Source organism: Cupriavidus sp. SK-4 (assembly GCF_000611125.1).
Classification (GTDB): Bacteria; Pseudomonadota; Gammaproteobacteria; order Burkholderiales; family Burkholderiaceae; genus Cupriavidus; species Cupriavidus necator.
In genome coordinates this window covers 37,300-62,001 of sequence record NZ_JFJW01000094.1, presented here as the reverse complement: position 1 = coordinate 62,001, position 24,702 = coordinate 37,300, and the positions used below count along the sequence as shown (strand labels likewise).

At 67.9% G+C, this 24,702-nt stretch carries 20 protein-coding genes; 8 read left to right on the top strand and 12 right to left on the bottom strand.

The annotated features are described in order from the left end of the window. Nucleotides 1-27: 27 nt before the first annotated feature. The 5 genes from CF68_RS20330 to CF68_RS20310 all read right to left on the bottom strand — a co-directional run bounded on the left by CF68_RS20330 (nucleotide 28) and on the right by CF68_RS20310 (nucleotide 7,940). Nucleotides 28-594 (bottom strand): SRPBCC family protein, encoded by a 567-nt coding sequence (locus CF68_RS20330; protein WP_035822218.1) that lies wholly within the window; start codon nucleotides 592-594, stop codon nucleotides 28-30. Nucleotides 595-699: 105 nt separating this feature from the next. Beyond that, a complete protein-coding gene (locus CF68_RS20325; protein ID WP_035822229.1) occupies nucleotides 700-2,232 on the bottom strand; it encodes an efflux transporter outer membrane subunit in 1,533 nt (510 codons plus the stop codon). Between the two features lie 11 nt (nucleotides 2,233-2,243). Further along, the gene (locus CF68_RS20320; RefSeq protein ID WP_035822216.1) at nucleotides 2,244-5,429 is read right to left on the bottom strand and encodes an efflux RND transporter permease subunit; all 3,186 of its coding nucleotides are present in this window, start codon (nucleotides 5,427-5,429) and stop codon (nucleotides 2,244-2,246) included. 118 nt (nucleotides 5,430-5,547) lie between these two features. Beyond that, the gene (locus tag CF68_RS20315; protein ID WP_035822214.1) at nucleotides 5,548-6,798 is read right to left on the bottom strand and encodes an efflux RND transporter periplasmic adaptor subunit; all 1,251 of its coding nucleotides are present in this window, start codon (nucleotides 6,796-6,798) and stop codon (nucleotides 5,548-5,550) included. 176 nt (nucleotides 6,799-6,974) lie between these two features. Continuing rightward, entirely contained in the window at nucleotides 6,975-7,940 is a 966-nt protein-coding gene (locus CF68_RS20310; protein ID WP_035822211.1) for an alpha/beta hydrolase, read from the bottom strand. A gap of 388 nt (nucleotides 7,941-8,328) precedes the next feature. Here CF68_RS20310 and CF68_RS20305 point away from each other — a divergent pair, with 388 nt between their 5' ends. Continuing rightward, on the top strand, nucleotides 8,329-9,264 hold the full coding sequence (locus CF68_RS20305) for a LysR family transcriptional regulator (RefSeq protein WP_011617016.1): 936 nt from the start codon (nucleotides 8,329-8,331) through the stop codon (nucleotides 9,262-9,264). 117 nt (nucleotides 9,265-9,381) lie between these two features. Then, nucleotides 9,382-9,960, top strand: a complete 579-nt coding sequence (locus tag CF68_RS20300) for a superoxide dismutase family protein (protein WP_035822209.1) — start codon at nucleotides 9,382-9,384, stop codon at nucleotides 9,958-9,960. 214 nt (nucleotides 9,961-10,174) lie between these two features. Here the strand turns inward: CF68_RS20300 and CF68_RS20295 are convergent, their stop codons facing one another. Beyond that, entirely contained in the window at nucleotides 10,175-11,173 is a 999-nt protein-coding gene (locus CF68_RS20295; RefSeq protein ID WP_035822206.1) for an isopenicillin N synthase family oxygenase, read from the bottom strand. Between the two features lie 542 nt (nucleotides 11,174-11,715). Here CF68_RS20295 and CF68_RS20290 point away from each other — a divergent pair. Continuing rightward, nucleotides 11,716-12,756, top strand: coding sequence for an ABC transporter substrate-binding protein (locus tag CF68_RS20290; RefSeq protein WP_035822204.1), 1,041 nt, complete (start codon nucleotides 11,716-11,718; stop codon nucleotides 12,754-12,756). Nucleotides 12,757-12,930: 174 nt separating this feature from the next. After that, entirely contained in the window at nucleotides 12,931-14,508 is a 1,578-nt protein-coding gene (locus CF68_RS20285; protein ID WP_035822202.1) for a phospholipase D family protein, read from the top strand. Between the two features lie 25 nt (nucleotides 14,509-14,533). Here CF68_RS20285 and CF68_RS20280 read toward each other — a convergent pair whose 3' ends face one another. Both CF68_RS20280 and CF68_RS20275 read right to left on the bottom strand, forming a co-directional pair. After that, a complete protein-coding gene (locus CF68_RS20280) occupies nucleotides 14,534-14,797 on the bottom strand; it encodes a hypothetical protein (RefSeq protein ID WP_010812450.1) in 264 nt (87 codons plus the stop codon). A 121-nt stretch (nucleotides 14,798-14,918) separates the two neighbouring features. Then, nucleotides 14,919-16,178: a M20/M25/M40 family metallo-hydrolase gene (locus CF68_RS20275; protein ID WP_035822200.1), complete on the bottom strand. Its 1,260-nt coding sequence runs from the start codon at nucleotides 16,176-16,178 to the stop codon at nucleotides 14,919-14,921. Between the two features lie 187 nt (nucleotides 16,179-16,365). On the opposite strand from CF68_RS20275, the gene CF68_RS20270 reads away from it, so the two are divergent. Beyond that, complete coding sequence (locus CF68_RS20270) at nucleotides 16,366-17,448, top strand: GlxA family transcriptional regulator (RefSeq protein WP_035822198.1); 1,083 nt, start codon at nucleotides 16,366-16,368, stop codon at nucleotides 17,446-17,448. 18 nt (nucleotides 17,449-17,466) lie between these two features. On the opposite strand, the gene CF68_RS20265 is transcribed toward CF68_RS20270, so the two are convergent. Together CF68_RS20265 and CF68_RS20260 are read right to left on the bottom strand one after the other, a co-directional pair. Continuing rightward, nucleotides 17,467-18,198, bottom strand: coding sequence for a BON domain-containing protein (locus tag CF68_RS20265; protein WP_035822196.1), 732 nt, complete (start codon nucleotides 18,196-18,198; stop codon nucleotides 17,467-17,469). Nucleotides 18,199-18,346: 148 nt separating this feature from the next. After that, a complete protein-coding gene (locus tag CF68_RS20260) occupies nucleotides 18,347-19,999 on the bottom strand; it encodes an AMP-binding protein (RefSeq protein ID WP_035822194.1) in 1,653 nt (550 codons plus the stop codon). A 240-nt stretch (nucleotides 20,000-20,239) separates the two neighbouring features. On the opposite strand from CF68_RS20260, the gene CF68_RS20255 reads away from it, so the two are divergent. After that, nucleotides 20,240-20,914, top strand: a complete 675-nt coding sequence (locus CF68_RS20255; RefSeq protein ID WP_035822192.1) for an SOS response-associated peptidase — start codon at nucleotides 20,240-20,242, stop codon at nucleotides 20,912-20,914. Between the two features lie 50 nt (nucleotides 20,915-20,964). Here CF68_RS20255 and CF68_RS20250 read toward each other — a convergent pair whose 3' ends face one another. Further along, entirely contained in the window at nucleotides 20,965-23,172 is a 2,208-nt protein-coding gene (locus CF68_RS20250) for a TonB-dependent siderophore receptor (RefSeq protein ID WP_035822190.1), read from the bottom strand. Between the two features lie 250 nt (nucleotides 23,173-23,422). On the opposite strand from CF68_RS20250, the gene CF68_RS20245 reads away from it, so the two are divergent. Both CF68_RS20245 and CF68_RS20240 read left to right on the top strand, forming a co-directional pair. Further along, the gene (locus tag CF68_RS20245) at nucleotides 23,423-23,692 is read left to right on the top strand and encodes a BrnT family toxin (protein WP_035822188.1); all 270 of its coding nucleotides are present in this window, start codon (nucleotides 23,423-23,425) and stop codon (nucleotides 23,690-23,692) included. Beyond that, nucleotides 23,676-24,026, top strand: a complete 351-nt coding sequence (locus tag CF68_RS20240) for a BrnA antitoxin family protein (RefSeq protein ID WP_063832576.1) — start codon at nucleotides 23,676-23,678, stop codon at nucleotides 24,024-24,026. The genes CF68_RS20245 and CF68_RS20240 overlap by 17 nt, the downstream gene beginning before the upstream one ends. Before the next feature lie 57 nt (nucleotides 24,027-24,083). Here the strand turns inward: CF68_RS20240 and CF68_RS20235 are convergent, their stop codons facing one another. After that, the gene (locus CF68_RS20235) at nucleotides 24,084-24,632 is read right to left on the bottom strand and encodes a TetR/AcrR family transcriptional regulator (protein WP_035822184.1); all 549 of its coding nucleotides are present in this window, start codon (nucleotides 24,630-24,632) and stop codon (nucleotides 24,084-24,086) included. Between the last annotated feature and the right edge of the window lie 70 nt (nucleotides 24,633-24,702).

Below are 24,702 nucleotides of genomic sequence, written 5' to 3'. Positions count from 1 at the left end.
GAGGTGCGGCAGGTCAATACATCTTGTCTAGGGCGGCTGCTGCGTCTCCAGCAGCGCCTTGAGCCGGCGCACGGCTTCGGTGGACTCGGCCTGGACGCGCTCGCGCAGCATCAGGCGGTTGATCAGCGCAAAGAGCAGCGTAGGCGACCGGTAGCGGAATTCCCGCTCAATGCGCGTGCGTTCGGCCGACGGGGTCAGCGACGGCGTCATGGCGGGCGTAAGCCGGTAGGTGATGGTGCCGACCCTGCGCCCTTCGGCCACCCCCTCGATCGACCATGTGCGCGGCCGCTGGCTTTCGATGACGGTCCAGACCACCGCGCCACCGCGCTGCGCGACCATGAAGGTCTCGGTCACGCGCTCGCCCTGCCCCAGCGGATGGTCGGTCGCTCCCGCCACGCCGAGCGAGGCCGGATTCCACTTGGGCCAATGCTGCGGCGTGGACACGTAGTCGAAGACCTGGGCCGGCGGGCGCGCTATCACCACCTCGTCATGGATGGCGGTGCGGTCGTACCAGGGCAGCGGCGCCAGCAGCGTGCCCACGGTGATCGCGGCGAAGATCAGTCCCCAGAACGGTTTCCTGTGTCGAACAAGCATGGCGGCGGGACAGGATGCATCTGGGGCGCACCCGTGCATCCCGTACGCATGGCGCGATGCTTCCAGTGTAGTGACTGGGAAGCACCGCGCCAGTCCCGCCCGGGCCTAGCGGGCCTGGGAGGCCGGCGCGCCCTCGGCCGACGGCGCCGGCACGGCCGCCACCGCTTCCGGCAGCGGGCCCCAGCCGCCGCCCAGCCGGCGGATCAGCGACACCGTTGCGGCAGCCCGCAGGCCGGCCACCTGGTTGGCCTCGCGCTGCGACTGCAGCACGGTGCGGTCGGCATCGATCACGGTCAGGTAATCGACCGCGCCGGCGTCATAGCGGCTGCGCGAGATCCGCGCCGCGCGCCGGGCGCCGCCAAGTGCGCCGTCCAGCGCGCCGGCCTGCTGGCTGAGCCAGCGCACGTCGGCCAGGCTGTCTTCCACCTCGCGGAACGCCACCAGCACGGTCTGCCGGTAGCCGGCCACGGTTTCCTCGTGCGCGGCACGCGCACCGGCGAGGTTGGCGCTGTTGCGGCCGCCATCGAACACGGTCTGTGCGATGGTGGAGCCGATCAGCGGCCCCAGCGCCCAGGTGCGCGACGACCACTTGAACAGGTTCGACAGGTCCGCCGATTCAAAGCCGAACAGCCCGGTCAGCGTAATGCGCGGGAAGAACGCCGCCTTGGCCACGCCGATGCGCGCGTTGGCCGCGGCCATCTGGCGTTCGGCCGCGGCGATATCGGGGCGCCGCTCCAGCAGCTCGGACGGCAGCCCGGCGGGAATCGCGATCGGCGCGGCGTCGAACGGACGCGCCGGCAGCGAGAATGCCGCCGGCGGCACGCCGGTCAGCACCGCCAGCGCATGCTCCTGGTTGGCGCGGCGGCGCTCGATGCCGGCCAGGTCCGCGCGCGCGGTGCCGAGTTCAGCTTCGGCACGGGCGGGATCGAGGTCGGTGGTCTCACCGGCGTCATAGCGCTTCTTCAGCAGCGACAGCGCATCCTCGCGCAGCCTGATGGTGGCGTTGAGCAGGTCGCGCTCGCTGTCCAGCGTGCGCAGCGCGAAGTACGCCTGCGCCACGTCGGCCTGCAGCGCCAGCTGCACCGAGCGATACAGGTCCTCCGCGGCCTCGCCTTCGGCGCGCGCGGCGTTGACGCTGGAGGCGACGCGGCCGAACAGGTCGAGCTCATAGCTGGCGAAGGCGCGCGCCTTCAGTACCGTCTGCGGCGAGACTCGCGTGCCGTCGGGCAGACCCTGCGAGGCCGCCGACGGCTGGCTGCGTGTCGGGTCCAGCCCGACGCTCAGTTGCGGGTACAGATCCGCCTCAGCGGCACCCGTAAAAGCCCGTGCCTGCTTCAGGCGGGCAGCGGCAATCGCCAGATCCTGGTTGGAGCTGCCAGCCGCGTCGATCAGGCGGTCCAGTTCGGCATCGCCGAAGATCTTCCACCAGTCGCCGCGATGCTGGCCTTCGGCCGGCGTCGCGGTCTTCCATTGCGCGCCTTCGGCCTGGGCGGCCTCGGCCTCCTTGAAGGCCGGCACGGTGGCCGTTTCCGGCACCTTGTAGGTCGGGGCCAGCGAGCAACCCGCAAGGATTAGCGCTGCAGCCAGGGTCGCCAGCTTAGGCAGCCAATTTGTTGTCGAAAATGCAGGGGCATTCATGTTGATCACCATTATTCAGCCGATGCCGTCAGTTGCGCGCCCTGCTCTTGCGTGGCCGCGCGGCGCTGGCCGCGCGTGGCCAGCAGGCGCAGCGCCACATAGAACACCGGCGTCAGGAACAGCCCGAAGAAGGTCACGCCGAGCATGCCCGCGAACACCGCCACGCCCATGGCATGGCGCATCTCGGAGCCGGCGCCGGTGGAGATCACCAGCGGCACCACGCCCATGATGAAAGCGAACGAGGTCATCAGGATCGGGCGCAGGCGCAGGCGGCTGGCTTCGATCGCGGCCTGCACCACAGTGCGGCCGTGATGCTCCAGCTCGCGCGCAAACTCCACGATCAGGATCGCATTCTTCGCTGACAAGCCCACCAGCACGATAAAGCCGATCTGCGTGAAGATGTTGTTGTCGCCCTGCGTCAGCCACACCCCGGTCATTGCCGCCAGCAGGCTCATCGGCACGATCAGGATCACCGCCAGCGGCAGCGTCAGGCTTTCATACTGGGCAGCCAGCACCAGGAACACCAGCAGCACGCACAGCGGGAAGATCCACACCCCCGCATTGCCGGCCAGGATGTCCTGGTAGGTCAGCTCGGTCCATTCGAACTTCATGCCCTTGGGCAGCGTCTCGGCGGCAATGCGCTCAGCCGCGGCCTGGGCCTGGCCCGACGAGAACCCGGGCGCGGGCCCGCCGTTCATGTCGGCGGCGGTAAAGCCGTTGTAGCGCACCACGCTGTCCGGACCAAAGCCTTGCTTGACCTGCACCAGCGACGACAGCGGCACCATGTCGCCGGCGGCGTTGCGCGTCTTCAGCTGCAGGATGTCCTCGGCATGGGCGCGGAACGGCGCGTCTGCCTGCACCTTGACCTGGTAGGTCCGGCCGAACTTGTTGAAGTCGTTGACATAGGCCGAGCCCAGGTAGGTCTGCAGCGTGTCGAACACCTCGGTCACCGGCACGCCCAGTTGCTTGGCCTTGACGCGGTCCAGCTTGACGTCGAGCTGCGGCACGTTGACCTGGTAGTTGCTGAAGATGCCAGTCAGCTCGGGCGTGGCGCGCGCCTTGTTGGCAAACGCGTTGGTGGCCTCGAACAGCGCGTCATAGCCGAGCGCGGCACGGTCCTCGATCATCAGCTTGAAGCCGCCGATGGTGCCCAGGCCCTGCACGGGCGGCGGCGGGAACACCGCGATAAAGGCATCCTGGACGGCCGCGTACTTCTGGTTCAGGTCGGCCGCAATCGCCGCGCCGGACAGTTCCTTGGTCTTGCGCTCCTCGAACGGCTTGAGCGTGGCAAAGACGATGCCGGCGCTCGGGCTGTTGGTGAAGCCGTTGATCGACAGGCCCGGGAAGGCCACCGCCGATTCCACGCCAGGATGCTTGAGCGCGATGTCGCTCATCTTGCGGATCACGTCCTCGGTGCGGTCCAGCGTGGCGCCGTCCGGCAGCTTGGCAAAGCCCACCAGGTACTGCTTGTCCTGCGCCGGCACAAAGCCCTTGGGCACCAGCTGGAACACGCCCCAGGTCAGCGCCAGCATCACCGCGTAGACCCCGAATACCGAGCCCTTGCGGCGGATCACGCCCTTCACGCCACGGCCATAGCTTTCAGCGCTGCGGCCGAAGAAGCGGTTGAAGCGCTTGAAGAAGCCGCCGAACACGCGGTCCATCCAGCGCGACAGCCAGTCCTTGGGCGCGTCATGGCTCTTGAGCAGCAGTGCCGACAGCGCCGGCGACAGCGTCAGCGAGTTGAATGCCGAAATGATGGTCGAGATCGAGATGGTCAGCGCGAACTGCTTGTAGAACTGACCGGTCAGGCCCGTCATGAAGGCCAGCGGCACGAACACGGCGATCAGCGTCAGCGCGATGGCGATGATGGGGCCGCTGACTTCGCGCATGGCCTTGTAGGTGGCCTCCTTCGGCGTCAGCCCCTCTTCGATATTGCGCTCGACGTTCTCCACCACCACGATCGCATCATCGACCACGATGCCGATCGCCAGCACCAGCCCGAACAGCGACAGCGCGTTGATCGAGAAGCCGAACGCATGCATCAGCCCAAAGGTACCGACGATAGACACCGGCACCGCCAGCAGCGGGATGATCGACGCGCGCCAGGTCTGCAGGAACAGGATCACCACCAGCACCACCAGCGCGATGGCCTCGAACAGCGTATGCGTCACCGCCTCGATCGAGTGGCGCACGAACTGCGTGGGGTCATAGACGATGCTGTAGTCGATGCCGTCCGGGAAGTTCTGCTTGAGCTCTTCCATGGTCTTGCGCACGTCATCCGAGATCTGGATGGCGTTGGAGCCCGGCGCCTGGAAGATGGGGATGGCCACCGCCGGCTTGTTGTCCAGCAGCGAGCGCAGCGCGTATTCCGACGCGCCCAGCTCGATGCGGGCAACGTCCTTCAGGTACGTGACGGCACCGTCGGCGGAAGTGCGCACGACAATATCGCCGAACTCCTCCACCGTGCTCAGGCGGCCCTGCGCATTGACCGAAAGCTGCAGGTCCGCGCCCGGCAGCGCCGGCGACTGGCCGATCACGCCGGCCGCCACCTGCACGTTCTGCTCGCGGATGGCCCTGACCACGTCGCTGGTGGCAAGCTGGCGCTCGGCCATCTTCTCCGGATTGAGCCAGACGCGCATGGCGTAGTCGCCCGAGCCGAACAGCTGCACCTGGCCCACGCCCTGCAGGCGCGCCAGCCGGTCCTTGACGTTGATCACCGCGTAGTTGCGCAGGTAGGTCATGTCATAGCGGTCGTTGGGCGAGACCAGGTGGACCACCATGGTCAGGTCCGGCGAGCTCTTGACCGTGGTGATGCCCAGCCGGCGCACGTCTTCCGGCAGGCGCGGCTCGGCCTGCGACACGCGGTTCTGCACCAGCTGCTGGGCCTTGTCCGGGTCGGTGCCCAGCTTGAAGGTCACGGTCAGCGTGAGCAGGCCGTCGCTGTTGGACTGCGAAGACATGTACAGCATGTCTTCGACGCCGTTGATCTGCTCTTCCAGCGGCGAAGCCACCGTCTCGGCAATCACCTTGGGGTTGGCGCCCGGAAACTGCGCGCGCACCACGACCGACGGCGGCACCACTTCCGGGTACTCCGAGATCGGTAGCTTGAACATCGATATGGCGCCAATCAGGAAGATCAGCACCGACAGCACCCCCGCGAAGATGGGGCGGTCGATAAAGAATTTAGAGAGATTCATCTTGGTCTCTGCCTGCGTTGGCGTAGCGGCTCCCCTGGCGGCCCGCCGAAGCGGGCGCCATCCACATCATGGGGAGCGCTGGAGTTGTCTGGCTGTGCTGGTTGCTCGGGTCCGGGGATCAGATCACGGGCTTGCCGTCGTCGCCTTCGGCACTGGCCTTGCCGCTGGCGGCCTGCTTGCGGTCGGGCGTGGTGCCGCGCGGCTCCAGTTCGCTGCGGAACGCCATGGCCACCGGCTTGGGCTGGACCGTGTCGCCCGGCCGCACGCGCTGCAGGCCATTGACGACGATGGTCTCTCCCGGCTTCAACCCCTTGCGCACCACGCGCAGGCCGTCATGGTTGGGCCCCAGTTCCACTTCGCGGTAGACCAGCTTGTTGGTCTTGTCGACCACCAGCACGAACTTCTTGCCCTGGTCGGTGCCGACGGCGCGGTCATTGACCAGCACCGCCGCATGCGGCGCGCCGCCGCCCAGCTTGACCTTGGCGTACAGGCCCGGCAGCAGGCGCCCGTCTTCGTTCTGGAACACCGCGCGTACGCGGATGGTGCCGCTGCGCGGGTCCAGGCGGTTGTCGACCGACTGGATCTTGCCCTCATGCGGATTGCCGTCCTCGTTGGCCAGGCCCAGGTAGACCGGCAGGTTGGGCTGGCCACCGCCGGCACCCGGCGCGGTGTAGCGCAGGTAGCTCTGCTCGTCGATCTCGAAGCTGGCATAGACCGGCGACACCGACACCACCGTGGTCAGCGCCGGCGAGGCCGTGCCCGCAGCCACCAGGTTGCCGACGGTGATCTCGGCGCGCGACACGCGCCCGGCGACCGGCGCGGTGATGCGGGTGTAGGCCAGGTTCAGGCGTGCGGTTTCCAGCTGCGCCTGGGCAGCACGCACGTTGGCGCTGGTTTCGCGGGCCGCGTTGATGCGCTCGTCGAACTCGCGCTTCGAGATGGCGTTGTCATCCAGCAGCCGCTGGGCGCGCGTCTGTTCGCTCTGTGCATGGGCGGCGCGCACCTGCGCCGCGCCCAGCGCGGCGTCGGCACGGGCGACTTCCGCGGCATAAGGACGCGGGTCAATCGTGAAGAGCGGATCGCCCTTCTTCACCAGCGCGCCCTCGCGGAAGTGCACGGCGTCAATGGTGCCGCCGACGCGCGGGCGGATCTCGACGCGCTCCACGGCCTCGACCCGTCCGGAGAACTCGTCCCACTCGGTGATGGTCTGGCCGACCACTGCGGCCACTTCAATCGCCGGCGCGGGCGGCGGGGTGTTGGCATGGGCTTCGCCGCCATGCCACGGGCGCAAGATCGAGCCGGCCACGCCGGCGCCCAGCACCACGACGATGGCGAGGGCAATCAGGGTACGTCGTTTCTGCTGCTGCATTTCTCAAACTCCTGGATCGGGTTTTCTTCAACCGGAAAAGCNNNNCCCCCCCTGCCGGTCCGCGTGGGCGGACCGGAACCATGGCCAAACTGATGGTCGGACTTAGGACCGCTTGCGTATTGCGGCGGTCCTGGCTCTGGCCGAAACAGAGCCGGCTGGCGGTTGTCTGGAGCGGCTCAGCCGGCGGGCTTGGCTCCAGGCCGGCTGGCGTTGGCGTCAGCGCGGCGTTCAGTCAGGGATGAGGTATCGTCGGCCGCGGCCAGACATCGCCGCAGGAACCGCGCACCTTCGTCGACCCATGCCTGACAGCTGTCATGGGCCTCTTCCACGCCGTCGCCGCAGGCGCCGGGCATGATCATGGCCTGGGCCGGCACTCCGGCCTTGGCCAGGCGCCCGGCGAAGGCTTCGCCTTCGGCACGCAGCGCGTCGTATTCAGCCACCTGGACCAGCGTGGGCGGCAGCCCGGCCAGGCGCGAGGCCAGCGCCGGGGCGGCATACGGATGCACCGTATCCGCCGGCGTCGGCAGGTAGTCGCGATAGTTATCGGCCAGGCGCCGCAGGGTGTCCATCGGCACCTGCCCGCCGTCGAACCCCGCGCAAGAGGCATGCTGCAGGCACGGGTCCGTGACCGGGCGGATCAGCCATTGCCCGCGCGGTTGCGCGGTCCCGCGGTCGCGCAGCATCTGCGCCAGCGCGATTGCCAGGTTGCCCCCGGCCTCCTCGCCCACCAGCGCAAAGCGGGTCTTGTCCAACTTCAGCCGCCGGGCATTGCGCAGCACCCACTGCACCGTGCTGTGCGCGTCCTCCGGCGCCGCCGGGAACGGATGGTCCGGCGCCAGCGAATACGCCGGCGTTACCACCACCGCCGGCACCGTGGTGGCCAGGTCCTGCACCAGCTTGCATGCGTGTTCCAGGCCGCCTTCGACGAAGCCGCCGGCATGCAGGTAAACCAGCCAGGGCAGCAGCGCCGCGCCCTCGGCGCCCGGCGCCGGATAGCCCGCCGGGTAGCACACCCGCACCAGGATCTCGCGCCCGTCGCTGGTCACCGTATGCTCGGCCACGCGCGCCTGCCCCTGCCCGGCTGCCGTGGGGGCAGTGGCGGCGCTGGCTGCATCGGGGCGTTGGCCTGGCTTCTGGGACATGGCATTGGCGCACGACGGAAACAATGCGCTTGAGTGTTGCGATGCAACGGATTATGGTGGTTGACGAGGATGGGATAAAGCGAGAGATCGCCAATGCACTGTTCCGGGATTGGAATAATCGCAAACCGCCCCGTCATGCCACTGAAACCGCATATCCCCACGCATGACAAGGTCTTGGATTTTGTGATTCACTGCGGCTCTCGGCACGCGCGGCGGTCTGCCAGGCCGGTGCGCGCCCGATCAGAAATCCATGCCGGAACCCGCGCCCAGCCAGCGCGCAGTCCCTGTACCAGCCAGCCGGCAGACTCCCCACAACAACAACCAGCATGGCCACGTGCGTCACGAGCGCGCGCGGCACGCCGTTCGGATCTATCGTCGGAACCTCATCATGGACCGTCTCGTATCAATGCAGGCATTCACCCGGGTCGTGGACGTCGGCAGCTTTGCGCGCGCCGCGGAATCGATGGACCTGCCCAAGGCCACGCTGACCCGCCTGATCCAGAACCTGGAAACCCACCTGGGCGTCAAGCTGCTGCACCGGACCACGCGCCGCATCAGCGTGACCAACGACGGCGCGGCCTATTACGAACGGTGCGTGCGCATCCTGGCCGATGTCGAGGAAGCGGAGCAGTCGCTGACGCGGCAGAACAACTCGCCGCGCGGCACGCTGTCGGTGGACACCACCGCGGGGCTGGCGCAGCTGGTGCTGGTGCCCCACCTGCATGAATTCTTCCAGGCCTACCCGGACCTGAAGCTGGACCTGACCATCAACGGCAAGCCGATCGACCTGCTGCAGGAAGGCGTGGACGTGGTGCTGCGCGTGGGCACGCCGGTCGAGGAATCCATGGTGGCCCGCCGCATCGGCCATGTGCAACTGGCGTTCTACGCCTCGCCGATCTACCTGAACCGCTTCGGCACCCCGCACGACCTGGCCGAACTGGCCCAGCACAAGGCGGTCAATTTCCTGTCCAACCGCACCGGCCGTGAGATGCCGTGGCCCATGGCGCGCGGCATGGAGCGCAGCGAGGTGCTGCTGCCGTCGGCCATTTCCACCAACGATGCCGATGTCTACATGGGCTGCGCGCTGGAAGGCCACGGCGTGGCACGGGTCTCGCGCGCCATGGCCGAGCCCTATGTGGCCAGCGGCCGGCTGGTGGAGGTCATGACCGACTGGCAGACCGAAGAACTGCCGATCTCGGCGATGTATCCGCAGAACCGGCACCTGTCGGCCAAGGTGCGGGTGTTCGTCAACTGGGCAGCGGACCTGTTCTCGCGCCACCCGCACTTTGGTGCGGCACAGCAGCGGCTGGCGGCCGCGGCCTGATGGCGTGATTGGCTAGTATCCGCAGTTAGTGCGGTATGTAGGACAAAACCGGAAATCGGCCTGGCGCCGGCCAGCCTATACTGTTTCTTCCGAAATCATGACAAGAAGAGGAGTCCGATGAAACAAGTGCTTACCCCCCTGGCGGCCTGCATTGCCGCGACCATTGCACTGGCCGGCTGCGCCGGCTCCGGCAAGACCTCCTCGTCTGCGGCCAGCGCGTCCGCCGCCAGCACCAGCACCGGCAGCAGCGCCAAGGCGACGGCCACGCTCCAGCCCAAGAGCGGCGCCAATACCGCCGGCACCGTGACCTTCCAGCAGCAACCGGGCGGCGTGATGATGACCGCGGCGATCACCGGCCTGCCGCCCAACTCGGTGCACGGCTTCCACGTCCATGAGAAGGGCGACTGCTCCGCGCCTGACGCGATGAGCGCGGGCGGCCACTTCAACCCGACCGGCAAGCCCCACGGCCAGATGACCATGCCCGACCACCATGCCGGCGACATGAACAACGTCACCGCGGACGCCAGCGGCAACGTGCGCGTCAGCATGCTGCTGCCGGACCTGTCCGTTGGCACGGGCGCCAACGGGGTGATCGGCCGCGCGGTGGTGGTACACAAGGACCCGGACGACTACAAGACGCAGCCGACCGGTAATGCGGGCGGGCGGATTGCTTGCGGGGTTGTCGCGGCTTCGTAATGGCGTCATAAACATGGCGTCACAAGCGACCAGCGGACTTCGACACGCCCGCCGGTGTTCTCCCTCTCCCGCTTGCGGGAGAGGGCCGGGGTGAGGGCCGGCGCGTCAACGAAGTGAGCGCGTCGGCATAGCCACGGCCTGCCCTCACCCCCTGCCCCTCTCCCGCGCGCGGGAGAGGGGAGCAAACCCTCAGTGGCGGCATCGCCTCGCCGCCTCAATACCCCTTGAAATTCGCATTCACCCGCTGCCGCAGGTAATCCCCGGCGCTGATCGGCGGATACTTGCCCCCCGGCCCTTCGATCATCGAACTGCGGTTGGCCTGGCAGAAGAACGCCATGCTGTAGCGCGGGCCCATGTACTCATCCGGCGCGGGATTGCGCACGCGGTGGAAGTTCGACGGCAGCCGGTCGTCGCTCCAGCGCATCAGCATGTCGCCGATATTGCAGGTGATGACTTCCTCGTCCGGCTCGATCGGGGTCCATGCCTGCGCCTCCATCTCCTTGCCGGGGCAGACCTGCAGCCCGCCCTGGCCGGGACGCTGGAACAGCAGCGTCAGGCAATCGAAATCCGTATGCGCGCCGGCGCGCCAGAGCTCCAGCTTGTCGCGCAGTTCGGGCGGGATCGCGTAGTAGTGCAGCAGCCGCAGCGTGCTCTGGTAGTCCGGCGCCCGCGGATCGTGCGCCTGCGTGAAGAAGTCGCTGGCAAAGCCGAGCTTGCCGGCAAAGCATGACAGCACCTTCATGCCCACCTCCCAGCATTGCGCCTCGAAGGCAAGCATGGTGGCGCGGAAGCCTTCCAGCTTGTCATCGCCGGGCCACAGCCCGGCCATATGCGGGCGCGTGATCTGGTAGGACTCCTTCTGGTCCGGGGTGCCGGTCGAGGGGCGCACCTGCGCGCGGCTTTCCCAGCCGGCGTTGTTGGCCTTCTGCAGCGGGTATTGCGCCTTGACGGCGTCGGGCAGCGCGAAGAAGCGCTCGGTCATGGCGAAGGCTTCGCGCACCCTGGCCAGGTCGATGCCGTGGTTGGCGATCTGGAAGAAGCCGACGTCGACCGATGCCTGCCACAGTTCATCGGCGATCTGCGCCTTGCGCCGCGCGTAGTCGGACAGGTCGATGCGGCGGATCTCGCGCTGGCGGGTTTCCGAACCGAACGCGCCCATGCGCGATTCGCGGTGGAGTTCGGCCAGGGTGTAGGCGGTGTCTGGTTGGCTCATGGTGTTCCTTGTGCAAAGCGGGTCAGGGATTGGCCCCTCGCCGGCACAGGCAGACCACCCATGGCAACGCACGCCGGGACAACGCGCTCCTGAGGTCGCCTGTGCCAGCCTGCGCGATAGCGAGGGGCACGGACTTCAAGAGCAATTCCCGGCCATCCGGCGTGCGTCTGTGACGCGCGGCGCGGATGGTGAACGCTTCTACTCTTGCCTGAGGTCATGCAGGTTCCGGGCCAGGGGTTTTGCACCAGGGTCGCAGCGAGTGCGCCGGGGATTGCGCCGTGATGGCGCATGCCGGGCAACGGCTTGGTGCATGTCGCCGCGCAGCGCCCGGCACGGATCCTGCTGAAACCGCAACGGAGTAGAAGCGTTCAGCGGCACGCCGCCCGGAAATTGCTCCCGATGATGTGCATGGTCCCCGCGCATGCCCTGGCCGCATGCCGGCGCGGCATGGTGCCGGCGACTCGGGAGGCCACGCTCTCCTTCCGCACCCGCGCCCCCGCCCGTGCACGCATCGTCCAGTGACATTCGTTCCGGAGAAAGACATGCGTCGCCGTTCCTTCCTGCGCGCCACTGGCGCCACCGCCCTGCTTGCCGCCGCCCCGTGCGCGGTGCCCCATGTCCGCGCGGCGGGCTCGCTGCAGAAGTTCAAGTTCAATCTCGGCTGGAAGGTGGAAGCCTCGGGCGCGGGGTTCCTGCTGGCGCACCAGCGCGGCTACTACAAGGACGCCGGGCTGGACGTCACCATCGATACCGGCAACGGCTCGGCTTCGGCCATCAGCCTGGTCGCGGGCGGTGCCTATGACTGCGCCTCGGCCGACCTGGCGGCGATGATCGAATTCAACACCACCAATCCGTCCGCCACGCTCAAGGCGGTGGCCATCCAGTACGACCTGAATCCGAACGCGATCCTGGTGCGCAAGGGCAGCGGCATCGTCAGGCCCGCGGACCTGGCCGGCAAGTCCATTCTGGGCCAGCCGTTCAATGCCTCGCGCAAGCTGTTCCCGGTCTTCGCCAAGGCACAGGGCTTCGACCCCGGCGGCGTGAAGTGGGAGAGCGTCACGCCCGATATCGGCGACACGCGCTTCGTCAAGGGCGACTTCGATGCCGCCGCCTACTTCTTCTTCACCGGCCTGGTGAACCTGAAGGCGCGCGGCATGGGGCCAGAGAAGATCACCGTGTTCCGCTTCTCGGACTACGGCATGAAGTCCTACGGCAACGGGCTGGTGGCCAACCGCAAGAGCATGACATCCGATCCGGAGGTGATGAAGGCCTTCGTCAAGGCCTCGACCCGCGGCTGGCTCGACGCCATTGCCGATCCCGCCGCGGGCGGTGCCGCGGTCAAGGCGCGCGAGCCGCTGGCCGACCAGGCGCTGGAGACTGAGCGCCTGCGCCTGATTGTCGACGGCACCATGAAGACGCCCGACACCCGGCGCGATGGCTGGGGCGCGGCCACGCCGGCACGGCTGCAGGCAACGCTGGATGAAACCGTCGGCGCCTTCGGCATCAAGGCGCCGCTGACGGTGGCGGACATCTGGACTGACCAGTTCCTGCCAGCGCCGTCGGACCGCCGCCTCAAGGCGTAAGGAGAGCACGCCCGTCTCTATATCGTCCCTGGCCTGGGCGATGCGCCGGAGCCCCGTGGTGCGCCGCCACTTCCCGCTCCCGGTGCGTAATTAAGCTCGCGGCCCGCGCGGCATGGCAACATGGCGGCATTGCCGTAACGATCGGACCCCGCGAGGGTTCCGCCAGGACCCGCCATGCCATCGCCGACAGACGCCGCGTTCGCCCCCAACCGCCGCCTGCGCGCCAATTCGCTGCTGCTGTGCTGCGCCGCCCTGCTCGGCGGCTGCGCCTTGCCGCCGCTGGATCACCGCACCGAATCCTCTGCGCTGACGCCCACCGAATCCCAGGCCACGCCGCTGGGCCAGGCGGTGGCCGGCGAAGTGGCGCGCCATCCGGGCCTGAGCGGCATCCATCCGCTCGAGAATGCCTACGCCGCCTTTGCCGCGCGCGTGCAGCTGGCGCGCACCGCGCAGCGCACGCTTGACGTGCAGTACTACATCTGGCGCGACGACCTGACCGGCACCCTGTTGCTGGAAACGTTGCATGAAGCCGCCGACCGCGGCGTGCGCGTGCGCCTGCTGCTGGACGACAACGGCATTGCCGGCATGGACGAATTGCTGGCGGCCATGGACGCGCATCCGCAGGTCGAGGTGCGGATCTTCAACCCGTTCGTGATCCGCCACCCCAAGGCGCTCAATTTCCTGACGGATTTCCGGCGCCTGAACCGGCGCATGCACAACAAGTCCTTCACCGCCGACGGCGTCGCCACCATCATCGGCGGGCGCAATGTCGGCGACGAATACTTCGGCGCCACCAACGGCGTGCTGTTTGCCGACCTCGATGTCATTGCCGTCGGGCCCGCCGCGGGCGACGTGGCGCACGATTTCGACCGCTACTGGTCCAGTGCGTCGGCCTACCCGGTGGACCGGCTGGTGCCGCCCGTCAGCGTCGAACGGCTGCAGGCGCTGGCCAGCAATGCCCGCGCAGTCGAGCAGAACCCGGCTGCCGCCGCTTACCTGGCCGCGGTGCGCGACCTGCCTGACGTGCAGCGGATGCTGAACGGCACGCTGCAGTTCCAGTGGGCAAAAACGCGCATGGTCAGCGACAACCCCGCCAAGGCGCTCGGCGAGGCATCGCGCAACACCCTGGTGGCGCACCAGCTGCGTGAAATCCTGGGCGACCCGCAGCGCGAGCTTGACCTGGTCTCGCCCTATTTCGTGCCATCGACGGGCGGCACGTCCTATTTTGCCGACATGGCCAGGCGCGGCGTGGCGGTGCGCGTGCTGACCAATGCGCTGGAAGCCACCGACGTGGCCGCCGTGCATTCGGGCTATGCCAAGCGGCGCAAGGCGCTGCTGGAAGCCGGCGTGGACCTGTATGAGCTGCGGCGCTCGGCCGCGCCCGGCAAGAAGGAAGAGCGCGCCGGCCCCTTCGGCAGCTCGGGCTCCAGCCTGCACGCCAAGACCTTCGCGGTTGATAGCAGCCGGATCTTCGTGGGCTCGTTCAATTTCGACCCGCGCTCGGCCACGATCAACACCGAACTGGGCTTCGTCATCGACAGCCCGGAGCTGGCTGGCCGGATCGAGTCCACCTTCGCCAGCGTGGTGCCGCGCGCGGCCTACCAGGTCAAGCTAGATGAAACCGGCAAGCTGTACTGGCTGGAACGGCGCGACGACGAAGTCATCCGCCACGACACCGAGCCGAACACCAGCTGGTGGCGCCGGCTTGGCATCTGGTTCCTGTCGATTCTGCCGATCGAGTCGATGCTGTAGAACGGGTTCCTGGGAGCGCGGCCCCTCAGATCTGGTCGAGCAGGCTGCGCACCACATCGGCCAGCCGGCCGGCGCGCTGGCGCCCCTTGGTGTCCAGCGCCATGCCGCTGCCGCCGGCCAGCGCTTTCAGGCCAAACAAGGCATCGCCCACGTCACGCCAGGCCGGGTAATCGGCATGGATTTTTTCCAGCGCGGCGGCGCCGGCGGCCACCTGCGCGGGTGCGGGGGTGCGGCCGGCGGCCAGGTCTTCCAGTGCCGTGGCAGCGTCCAGCAAGCCTTTGCGGTTCATCTCCGTCTCCCCTGCAATGTCTCTTTTGTCATGGCCGCCGCATGCGGGCAGCCATGACACTGTAGCAGGCTTGCCGGGAGGGGCAACCAGGCGCTGGCAACGCAGGCCTGGCGGCGCCGGCTCAATTGCGCCCGATATCCTGCAGGATGCGGGTCATCAGGTACAGGCGCGGCACGATCGAGTCCAGTTCGATGTACTCGTCGCGGGCGTGATAGCCGAAGCCGGCCAGCCCGAAGCTTTCCACCACCGCGGGCTTGCCCGAGCGCGCGGCATAGCTGGCGTCAGTGGCGCCGCCGGTGCCTTCGGCCAGGGCCAGCGTGCGGCCGTCCAGCTCCGCGTAAATCTCCTGCGCGCGCTTGGCCAGCGCGCGGCCGCGCGCGTCGGCCACGAACGGCGGGCGGCCCTCTTCCATCGTCACCGTGGTCTGCGTCTCCGGCACCAGCTGGCTGGACTTGGCCTTGTCCTGCAGCGCCACCCTCAGCTTCTCGGCGGCGCCGGCCGCGGTGGTGCGCACATCGCCGTAGGCGACGGCGCTTTCCGGGATCTGGTTGCGCACCGTGCCGGCCTGCGCCTGGGTCCAGTTCAGCTGCGAGCCCGGCACCTGGCTGGCGGTATCGCGCGTCTGCTGCAGCTGGTGGGCGAGTTCGATCAGCGCATTGCGGCCGCGCTCCGGCGCGGCGCCGGCGTGGGATGCGCGGCCCTTGACCTGCATGGTGGCGGTGGCGGTGCCGGAGGCGCCCAGCAGCAGCGACTCGGCCTTGACCACGTCCTTGGCCGCGGTGGGCTCGCACGACAGCACCACGTCGTGCTGCGCGGCCAGCGCGGCGATGGCTTCGCCGGAGCCGACCGAGCCGACCTCTTCGTCAGGATTGAACAGCACCGTGATCTGCGCGTAGTCGCGCCAGCCCTGGTTCTTCAGGATCTCCAGCGAATGCAGGATCACGGCGATGCCGCCCTTGTCGTCGGCAATGCCCGGCCCGTAGAGCCGGTTGCCTTCCTCGCGGATGGGCTGCGTGGCCAGGGTGTTGTCCGGGTACACCGTGTCCATGTGGGCGATCAGCATGATGCGGCGCTTGCCGGTACCGGTGAAGGTGGCCTTGACCATGGTTCCCGGGCCCTTGGTGACCGGCATGCGTTCAACCTTCGCGCCCAGCGCCTGCAGGCGCTTCTCGGTATAGCCGGCCATCTGCGCCAGCCCCTTCGCGTTGGCGCTGCCGGATTCGATCGACACCATCTCCTTGAGCGACTGCACCAGCGCGGGCTGGGCCGCCTGCGCGGCGGACAGCAGCGCGGCATCGGGCTGGGCGGCACTGGCCAGGGTGCCGGCCCCGGCAAGCGTCAGGGCGGCGGCAACGGCAACGTGGCGAACGGAAAACGGCATGGAATCTCCTCGGATTGGTCTTGTTGGTGCCATGCCCCGGCGCACGGGCGGCGCCGCGGCACAACTGCACGATGCTAGCCCTTGCCAGAAACTTAGGGGAGGATCAATATCGCCAATCCGGATGCCGATCCCGCCACGGCATCCTGCCCCCACTCATCGCTCCATGCACCCGACCACGCCCCCACGCATGCCAGCCACCATCGCGCCGCCGTCACAGAACATCCCGCTGCATGTCCGCCTGCTATGGCTGCCGGAAGCCATGCCGGGCAGCCTGTTCACCACGCTCGACGTGCTCCGCACCGTGGCCGGCGTCGCCAGCCTGCAGCGGCCCGACGCGGCGCCCACGCTGAGCTGGCAGCTGTGCGGCAGCAACGGGCGCACGCTGGCGGCGGACCTGCCGGGGCTGGTGGCCTCCACCCGGCGCACCCGCACCGCGGACAGCCGCACGCTGCTGGTGATCCCGGCCCTGCTGGCCAGCAACGCGCTGCAGCTGGGCGAGATCGTGCAGCGCGATGCCGCGGCGCTGCGCCTGGTGGAGCGCCATGCGCAGGCGGGCGGCTGGATCGCGGCGTGTTCGTCGGGGATGGTCTTGCCGCTGCAGCTGGGGCTGCTCGACGGCGCCAGGACCGGCGCGCCGTGGATGTTCCAGAGCTGGATGATGCGCCAGTATCCGCATTGCGACCTGGGCAGCGACCAGGCCATGAGCGTGCACGAGCGTGTGTTCTCGTGCGTGGCGCCGGCGCTGCAGGTGGAATTCATGCTGCGCGTGCTGGGCCACCTGCACGACCCGGACCTGGCTCAGGCGGCGTCGCGGCTGATGCTGTTCCAGCCCGAGCGCCAGCGCAGCGTGCCGGCGCTGGTGTCGCAACGCTGGCTCAGCCGCACCGCAGACAGCCCGGTGTATCGCGCCATCCAATGGCTGCAGGACCATGTGTCCGAGCCCTACAAGCTGGCCGCGGTGGCCCAGGCGGCCGCGGTCAGCGAACGCACGCTGCTGCGGCATTTCCGCCAGGTTACCGGACTGAGCCCGCTGGACTACCTGCACACCCTGCGCGTGGAGCGCGCGCGCATGCTGCTGGAAGTCACGCTGCACGGCACGCAGGGCATTGCCGAAGCCTGCGGCTACAGCGACGCCGCCGCGTTCCGGCGGCTGTTCCAGCGCACCACCGGCATGTCGATGTCAGACTATCGCGCCCGCTTTGCGCTGCGGGCGCGGCGGCGCTACTGGCGCATGGAAGATGCCGCGGTACGGCGCGGCACCGGGGAGTGACCGCGCCCAGGGCAGCGCTCAGGTGCGCAAGGCGATGTGGTTGACCACGTTCTCCACGCCCTGCACGTACCATGCGTCACGCTCGGCCTGGCGCCGCGTGTCCTCGCTGGCGACGCAGCCTTCCAGCGTCACTACGCGGTTCTCGGTGCGCGCGCTGACCTGGCCGGCATCGATGAAGGGATCGGTCTCAAGCACCAGCATCAGTGCCTCGGTGATTTCGTCGTCGCGGTCGGCTTCGGCGGGCGCTACCACCAGTTCATTGACCACGCAGCGGCAACCGCGCGACCACCAGGCCAGCACCCCTGCCAGGCGCATGTGCGACAGGCTGATCACCTGCCCCCACAGGGTGACCACGCCGTCGTGCACTTCCACTTCAATCCAGCCGCTGCGTTCGCCCACGGCTTCGCGCATGGCCTCGGGCTTGCCCTTGACCCGCGCGCAAATCTTGCAATTGCGGAAATCGATGGCATTGAGCAGGCGCTCGCACACCGCGTCGCGCAGTTCGCCGTCGCCTACCTGCATGCCGCCATTGGCCACGCGCAGGTGATCAATCACGCTGGTTACACCGTCCACGCGCCGCACCGTCGCCGCGGCCCTGGTCTTGTCGACGATATCGGCCACCTCGCCTTCCAGGATCAGCGCGCCGTCAGAAAGCCGCAACTGGATGGTGGGATGGAGGACATGACCCTGATAAGGCACATGCGCCAAGGCTGCGCGCGCCTGCGTCAGCACCGCTTCGCTACTCTGCATTTTGTTCGCCTCGCCCGATTGGTCTGGAGATGGAAGACGCGCGCCCCTGCCTGCAGGCGCGCCTGGCGCGGTGCCGCTGGCTCCTTCACCCCCGGGGCCTGGCAACCGCTTCCTCATTATAGGAAGCGGTCCGGGAACGGCTCGGGCCTCAGGCCGCGGCTGCCTCGCGCGCGCGGGCCACTTCCTGGTTGCGCAGGATAAAGCGCTGGACCTTGCCGCTGGGGGTCTTGGGCAGTTCGGCGACGAACTCGATCTCGCGCGGGTAGGCATGGGCGGCCAGGCGCTTGCGCACGTGCTGGCGCAGCGCCTCGGCCAGTTCCGGCGCGGCGCGATATTGCGGGTCCAGCACGACAAAGGCCTTGATCAGTTCAGTGCGCTCCGGATCGGGCTTGCCGATCACCGCGGCCTCGACCACGGCCGGGTGTTCGATCAGCGCGCTTTCCACGTCGAACGGGCCCACGCGGTAGCCCGAGGTGGTGATGACGTCGTCGGCGCGGCCGATGAAGCTGATGCTGCCGTCGTCATTCAGCTCGGCGGAATCGCCGGTCAGGTAGTAGCCGCCGGCAAACCCGCTGGTGGACGTGCCGTGATAGCCGCCGAACCAGCACATCGGCGAGCGCTTCAGGTCCAGCGCCAGCGTGCCCGGCTGGCCCGGCGGCAGTTCACGCTGTTCATCGTCCACCACTACCACGCGGTGCCCCGGGCTGGCAAAGCCGGCCGCACCCATGCGCACCGGATGCGCCAGCGCATGGTGGTTGCACAGCACCATGCCCAGTTCGGTCTGGCCGTAGTGGTCGTGGATGGTCACGCCCAGCTCGCTGGCGAACCAGCGGATCACTTCCGGGTTGAGCGGCTCGCCCGCGCTGCTGACCGCGCGCAGCCGCCCGCGCAGCGGACCCGACACGGCCTCGCCCGCGGCGATCAGCAGCCGGTATGCCGTGGGCGAGCCAGCCAGGTTGGTGATGCCGTACTTGCGGATCACACGGCATGTGCTCTCGACGGTGAACGGGCCATCGTAGAAGGTGGTGGGATGGCCCAGCGCCAGCGGGCCCGTGACCGCGTAATACAGGCCGTAGGCCCAGCCCGGATCGGCCAGGTTCCAGAAAGCGTCTTCGGCGCGCAGGTCGACCGCGTCGCGCATATAGCCGGCAAACGCGGCGATTGCCTTGAGCGGCACCAGCAGCGGCTTGGCCGGGCCAGTGGTGCCGGAGGTGAACATTATCAGGAAGGGGTCGTCGCCCCGGCGCGGCACCGGCTCGAACGACGCCGGCTGGCGTTCCAGCTCGGCCCAGAAGCTGAAGTCGCCGCGCACCAGGCCGCGGCCTTTGTCGCCGGCCACGGTGACGACGGTGGGACAGCCATCCACGTCATCCAGCTTGGGGCGGTTGGCGCCATCGGTGACCACCACCTTGGCGCCGGACGCATTGAGCCGGTGCTCGATGGCCTTGGGGCCGAAGGCCGTGAACAGCGGCTGGTACACCGCGCCGGCGCGCCAGGTGCCGAGAATCGTCACCAGCAGTTCCGCATTGCGCGGCAGCAGGCCCGCCACGCGGTCGCCCGGCTGCACGCCCTGCGCCTTCAGGAAGCCGGCAAACTGCGCGGACAGTGCCTGCAGCTCGGTAAAGGTCCAGCTGCGCGAATTGCCGTCGCGCCCTTCCCAGAACAACGCGATACGGCCCGGCAGCGCGTGCCGGTCGCAGCATTCGACGCAGGCGTTCATTGCCTCAAGGTTGCCGTGCAGCTGCCGTGCCACGGCGTCGTCATAGGAAAATCCGTCGAAGGCTTGGGCGTAGTCGCGCATGGTGTCTCCTGTATTCCGGCATGTGCCTTTTGGTAGGTGGCCAGTGCGCGCGGCATGGCGGCGCGCAACGGCAGCCGCATGAGTTTGCGCGAGCGCCCGGGGAGCAGGCAATAACCGATTCCGCCAGCGCGGCTGACGGTTTTTGCCATCCCTGCCGTGAGCCCTGAGGCACCCCGAGGCACCCTTGACGCGGCACCGCCCGGCGCCGACGATACGGACATCACCGCCAGGAGACAGCGCATGTGCACCAATTACGCCCCGGTCCAGAGCCGGATCCTGCGCGAAATCTTCGGCGTGGAACCGCCGCCGGGGCTGTACAAGGCTGAAACCTATCCGGACTATGCGGCGCCGATCGTGCGCGCCGCGGACGATGGCACGCGCAGTGGCGCACTGGCCTCGTTCGGCATGGTGCCGCGCCCGCGCATCCCGCCGGGCGCACGGCGCTTTGACACCACCAATGCCCGCAGCGAGACCGTGGGCGAGCGCCCCGCCTTTGCGCGCTACTGGCGCCAGTGCCAGCTGTGCCTGGTGCCGGCCACGGCGTTCTATGAGTTTGCGTATCCCGAAGATGTAGTGCCCGGCGGCCCGCCCGGCAAGCCGGTGCGCTGGCGCGTCTGGCTACCCGGCGAGCCGGCCTTCGGCATTGCGGGCCTGTGGCGCAGCTGGCCGGACCAGTCGCTGTCCTTCACCATGCTGACCATCAACTCGGCCCAGCACCCGGTGATGCAGCGCTTCCACAAGCCGGGCGAGGAAAAGCGGTCAGTGGTGATCGTGCCGCGTGAACAGTGGGATGACTGGCTCGCCTGCCGCGACCCCGAGGTCGCGCGCACCTTCCTGACGCTCGTGCCCGCGGAGGCCATGCGGGCCGAACCGGCGCCCAAAGTGCAGGGAGCGCCAATCCCCGACTCGGAGTAAGCGCGCCGCTTTCGCCGCCATGGCCGCTGCTCGCTTCCATGCAAGGCGGCTCAGAAGCGGTAGGTAACGCTGCCCACCACCGTGCGGCGCGCGCCGAAGTAGCAGTCACCGCGCGCCAGGCAGGTAGTCAGGAATTGCTTGTCGAACAGGTTGTTGGCATTCAGCGAGACCCGCAGCGGGCCGTGGTCATAGGCGATCATCGCGTCGTAGAGCGTCACGCCGCCCACCCGGTTCTGGTCGGCACCGTCATAGCTGGGACCGACATAGCGCACCCCGCCGCCGGCGACAAAGCCCGGCACGCCAAACAGCTTGAAGCGATAGTTGGCCCACAGCGACGCCATGTTCGACGGCGTGCTCGCCAGCTTCTTGCCCACCTCGGCCGGCGTGCCGTCGATCACGCGCGCATCCAGGTAGGTATAGGTCGCGATCAGGTCCAGCCGGCTGGACAGCGAGGCCAGTGCCTCCACCTCGATACCGCGCGTACGCGCCTCGCCCACCTGGACCGAATCGGGAATGCCATTGACCACGCCTGCGGTCTTGCGGTTCTTCTCGCGCATATCGAATGCGGCGATGGTCAGCGTGGCGTTCTTGCCCGGCGGCTGGTACTTGATCCCCGCCTCCCACTGCGAGCCGCGCAGCGGCTTGAAGGCCTGGTTGGCCTTGTTGAAGCCGGCCAGCCCCTGGAACGACTCGGAATAGCTCACGTACGGGTTGAGGCCGGTGTCCGAGCGGTACATCAGTCCGGCACGCTTGGTAAGCTCGCTGTCGTCGCGGCTGGCTGAAGGCGTGTTGTCCTGCGCGGCGCGCGACCAGTCATAGCGCAGCCCCAGCATCAGCAGCCACTTGTTCCACGACAGCTGGTCCTGCACGTACAGGCCGGTCTGCGCCTGCGTGGCGGGGTTCAGGTCGCGCGTGCCCGGCAGGGTGAAATTGCCGTAGACCGGGTTGAACACATTGAGCGGCGCGGCCGTGCCCCCCACCCCGGCGCGCCCCGTGATCTCGGCGTGCTGGTAGTCGACACCGGTCAGCAGCGTGTGCTGGACCGGGCCGGTGCGGAAGTTGGTCTGCGCCTGGGTATCGACCGCGAACGAGTTCAGCGTGGGCTGGTTCAGGTAAACCGTGCGGCGCATCAGCATATCGCTGCCCGGCACCCAGCCGTGGCCGGCGCCATTGAAGCCGGTCGCGTAGATGCTGCGGTAGTCCACCGTGCTGTGCGAATAGCGCAGGTTCTGCCGCACCGTCACGGTGTCGTTGAACTTGTGCTGGAACTCATAGCCCACCGACGCCTGCTCGGCGTTGTAGCGGTCGAAGCCGGGCTCGCTGATAAACAGGTGATCGGGGATCTGGCCGGCCGGGTTGGCCTGCAGCGTGCCCCGCCAGGGGAAGAAGCCGACCGAGGTCCCGCTTTCATCGCGCTGGAAGTTGGCCAGCAGCGTGAGCGAGGTGTCCTGGCTCGGGCGCCACGTCAGCGAAGGCGCGATCAGGTAGCGGTTGTCCTTGACGTAGTCCACCTGCGTGTCGCTGTCGCGCGCCAGCGCCACCAGACGGTACAGCCACTTGCCGTCCGCATCGAGCGGGCCGGTCAGGTCGGCCTGCACTTGCTTGCGGTTGTAGTTGCCGAACTGCACCCCGATCTCGCGCGCCGCCTCAGGCTGCGGGCGTTTGCTGACCAGGTTCAGGATGCCGCCGACCGCGCCCTGCCCGAACAGCATCGACGACGGCCCGCGCAGCACGTCGATGCGCTCCAGCGCGTAAACATCGGGCCGCACGTTGTTGTAGAAGCCGACCTGGTTCAGCAGGCCGTCGCGATACTGCGTGAAATCCGTGCCGCGGAACTTGCCCCAGTCGCCACGCGCATCGTTGCCGTACGGGCCGGCATAGACCCCGGCGCTGTAGCCGATGGCCTGCTGCACGCTCTGCGCGCCCTGCGCCTCCATCCGGTCGCGCGTGATGACGGTGATCGACTGGGGCGTCTCCATCACCGGTGTGTCGGTCTTGGTAGCCGTGGCGCTGCGTTTTGCCACGAAGCCATGGACCGGGCCGGTGGCGGTTTCGTCATCACTGCTGGCGCGGACCGTGACCGCCGGCAGTTCAGCCGCAGCACTGGCCGTCGCCGGCGCAGGCACTTCGCCGGATTGGGCAAACACGCCGCCGGCCTGCAGGCTCAGCACAAGGGTGGTCAGCGAAAGGCCGCGCGGGGTGACAAGCGCGGGGCAGGCAAAGCGCGGCTTTGCCCGCTTGGTCGGGTGGAGATACATCACTCAGGGATCGGAAGGTAGCTACCCCGCAGGCGCGGCGTGGCAAGTGGAGAATACTGATTACGAATACGAATAATTCGCAATTCCAACAGAATTCTAACCTGAATGTGTCAGAAGCGAGACATTTTCTATGGGCGTCTGGACTGTCTGGTCCGGAGTGATCTGTTTCCGCTTTACTACGATGTAAGGATTAACGCTGTAGCGTAAAAAATATTGCACCACCTATTTCTTGCTGCTACAGTAAATCCGAATGGAAATCGAGTTCGACTTGGCGAAGGACGCTATCAACCAACGTCAACACGGGTTGTCCCTGGCAGCCGCGGGGTTGATGGACTTTGGTAGCGCCCTGCTGGAGATCGATGACCGCAAGCCATACGGCGAAACCCGCTACATCGCATACGGGCCGATTGGCCGGCGCCTGTATTGCCTGGTATTCACCATACGCGGCGACACGTTACGGGCAATCAGCCTGCGTAAAGCCAACTCCCGAGAGGTGCGAGACTATGAACAGGAAACCTGACCTCACCATGCCGACGCCCGCGGAGGACGCCGCAATTGCGCGCGGCATTGCCGGAGACCCCGATGCGGTGTCGTTGCCGACGGAACAAATCAAGCGGCTGCGCCCGGCGCGCGAGGTACTTGAGCAGGTCGTGGGAAAAGAAAATGCCGATGCACTGGTGAAACGCCGTGGCAGGCCGGCCAAGCCGGCTGGCGAGCGCAAGGTCAATCAGACCTTGCGGATCGATCCCGATGTACTGGACGCCTACAAGGCAACCGGCAGCGGCTGGCAAACGCTGATGAACGACGCACTGCGCGATTACGCCAAATCGCACCGGATGCTGCCTCGGCGCTAAGCCAGACGAAGAAGGCGTTGGGCAGTTCTCAGCCTCAGTGGCCAGCCCCCACGCCAATCAGCCGGCCTGCAGCCGGCCCAGCAACCGCCGCCCCGCCTCGATCACCGCCGCATCCGGCTGCATCTGGTAGCGCACGATCATGCCTTCGATGCACAGCATCGCTTCCTCGGCCACCGCTTGCGGCTGGTCCAGGCCCAGGCGCGCGGCGATGTCGGCGACGAATGCGGCCAGCTCGGCCTTGTGCGCCGCGGCCTGTTCGGCCGCGCGCGCGTCGCCGCCCGCCTCGGCCACCACGTTGATAAAGGCGCAGCCACGGAAGTCGCGGCTGAACCAGTCCGCCAGCGCGTCGGCAATCACGTCCAGGTGCGGGCGCACGGCCAGCCGGGCTTCCACGTCCTGCCGGAACCACGTCATCCACTCGTCATGCCGGCGCGCCAGGAACGCCGAAATCAGCTCGTTCTTGGAGGCGAAATGGCGGTAGAGCGACATCTTGGCGACGCCGGATTCGGCAATGATCTTGTCAATGCCGGTGGCGCGGTAGCCCTCCTGGTAGAACAGGCGGGCAGCGGTGTCGAGGATGCGGTCGCGGGCGGAAGGCGTGGCCATGTTGGTGGCGGAGTCGGTAATGGGAGCGGCCGGACAGCACCCTGCGCCGTCCGGCCTCTATAGGTCGATA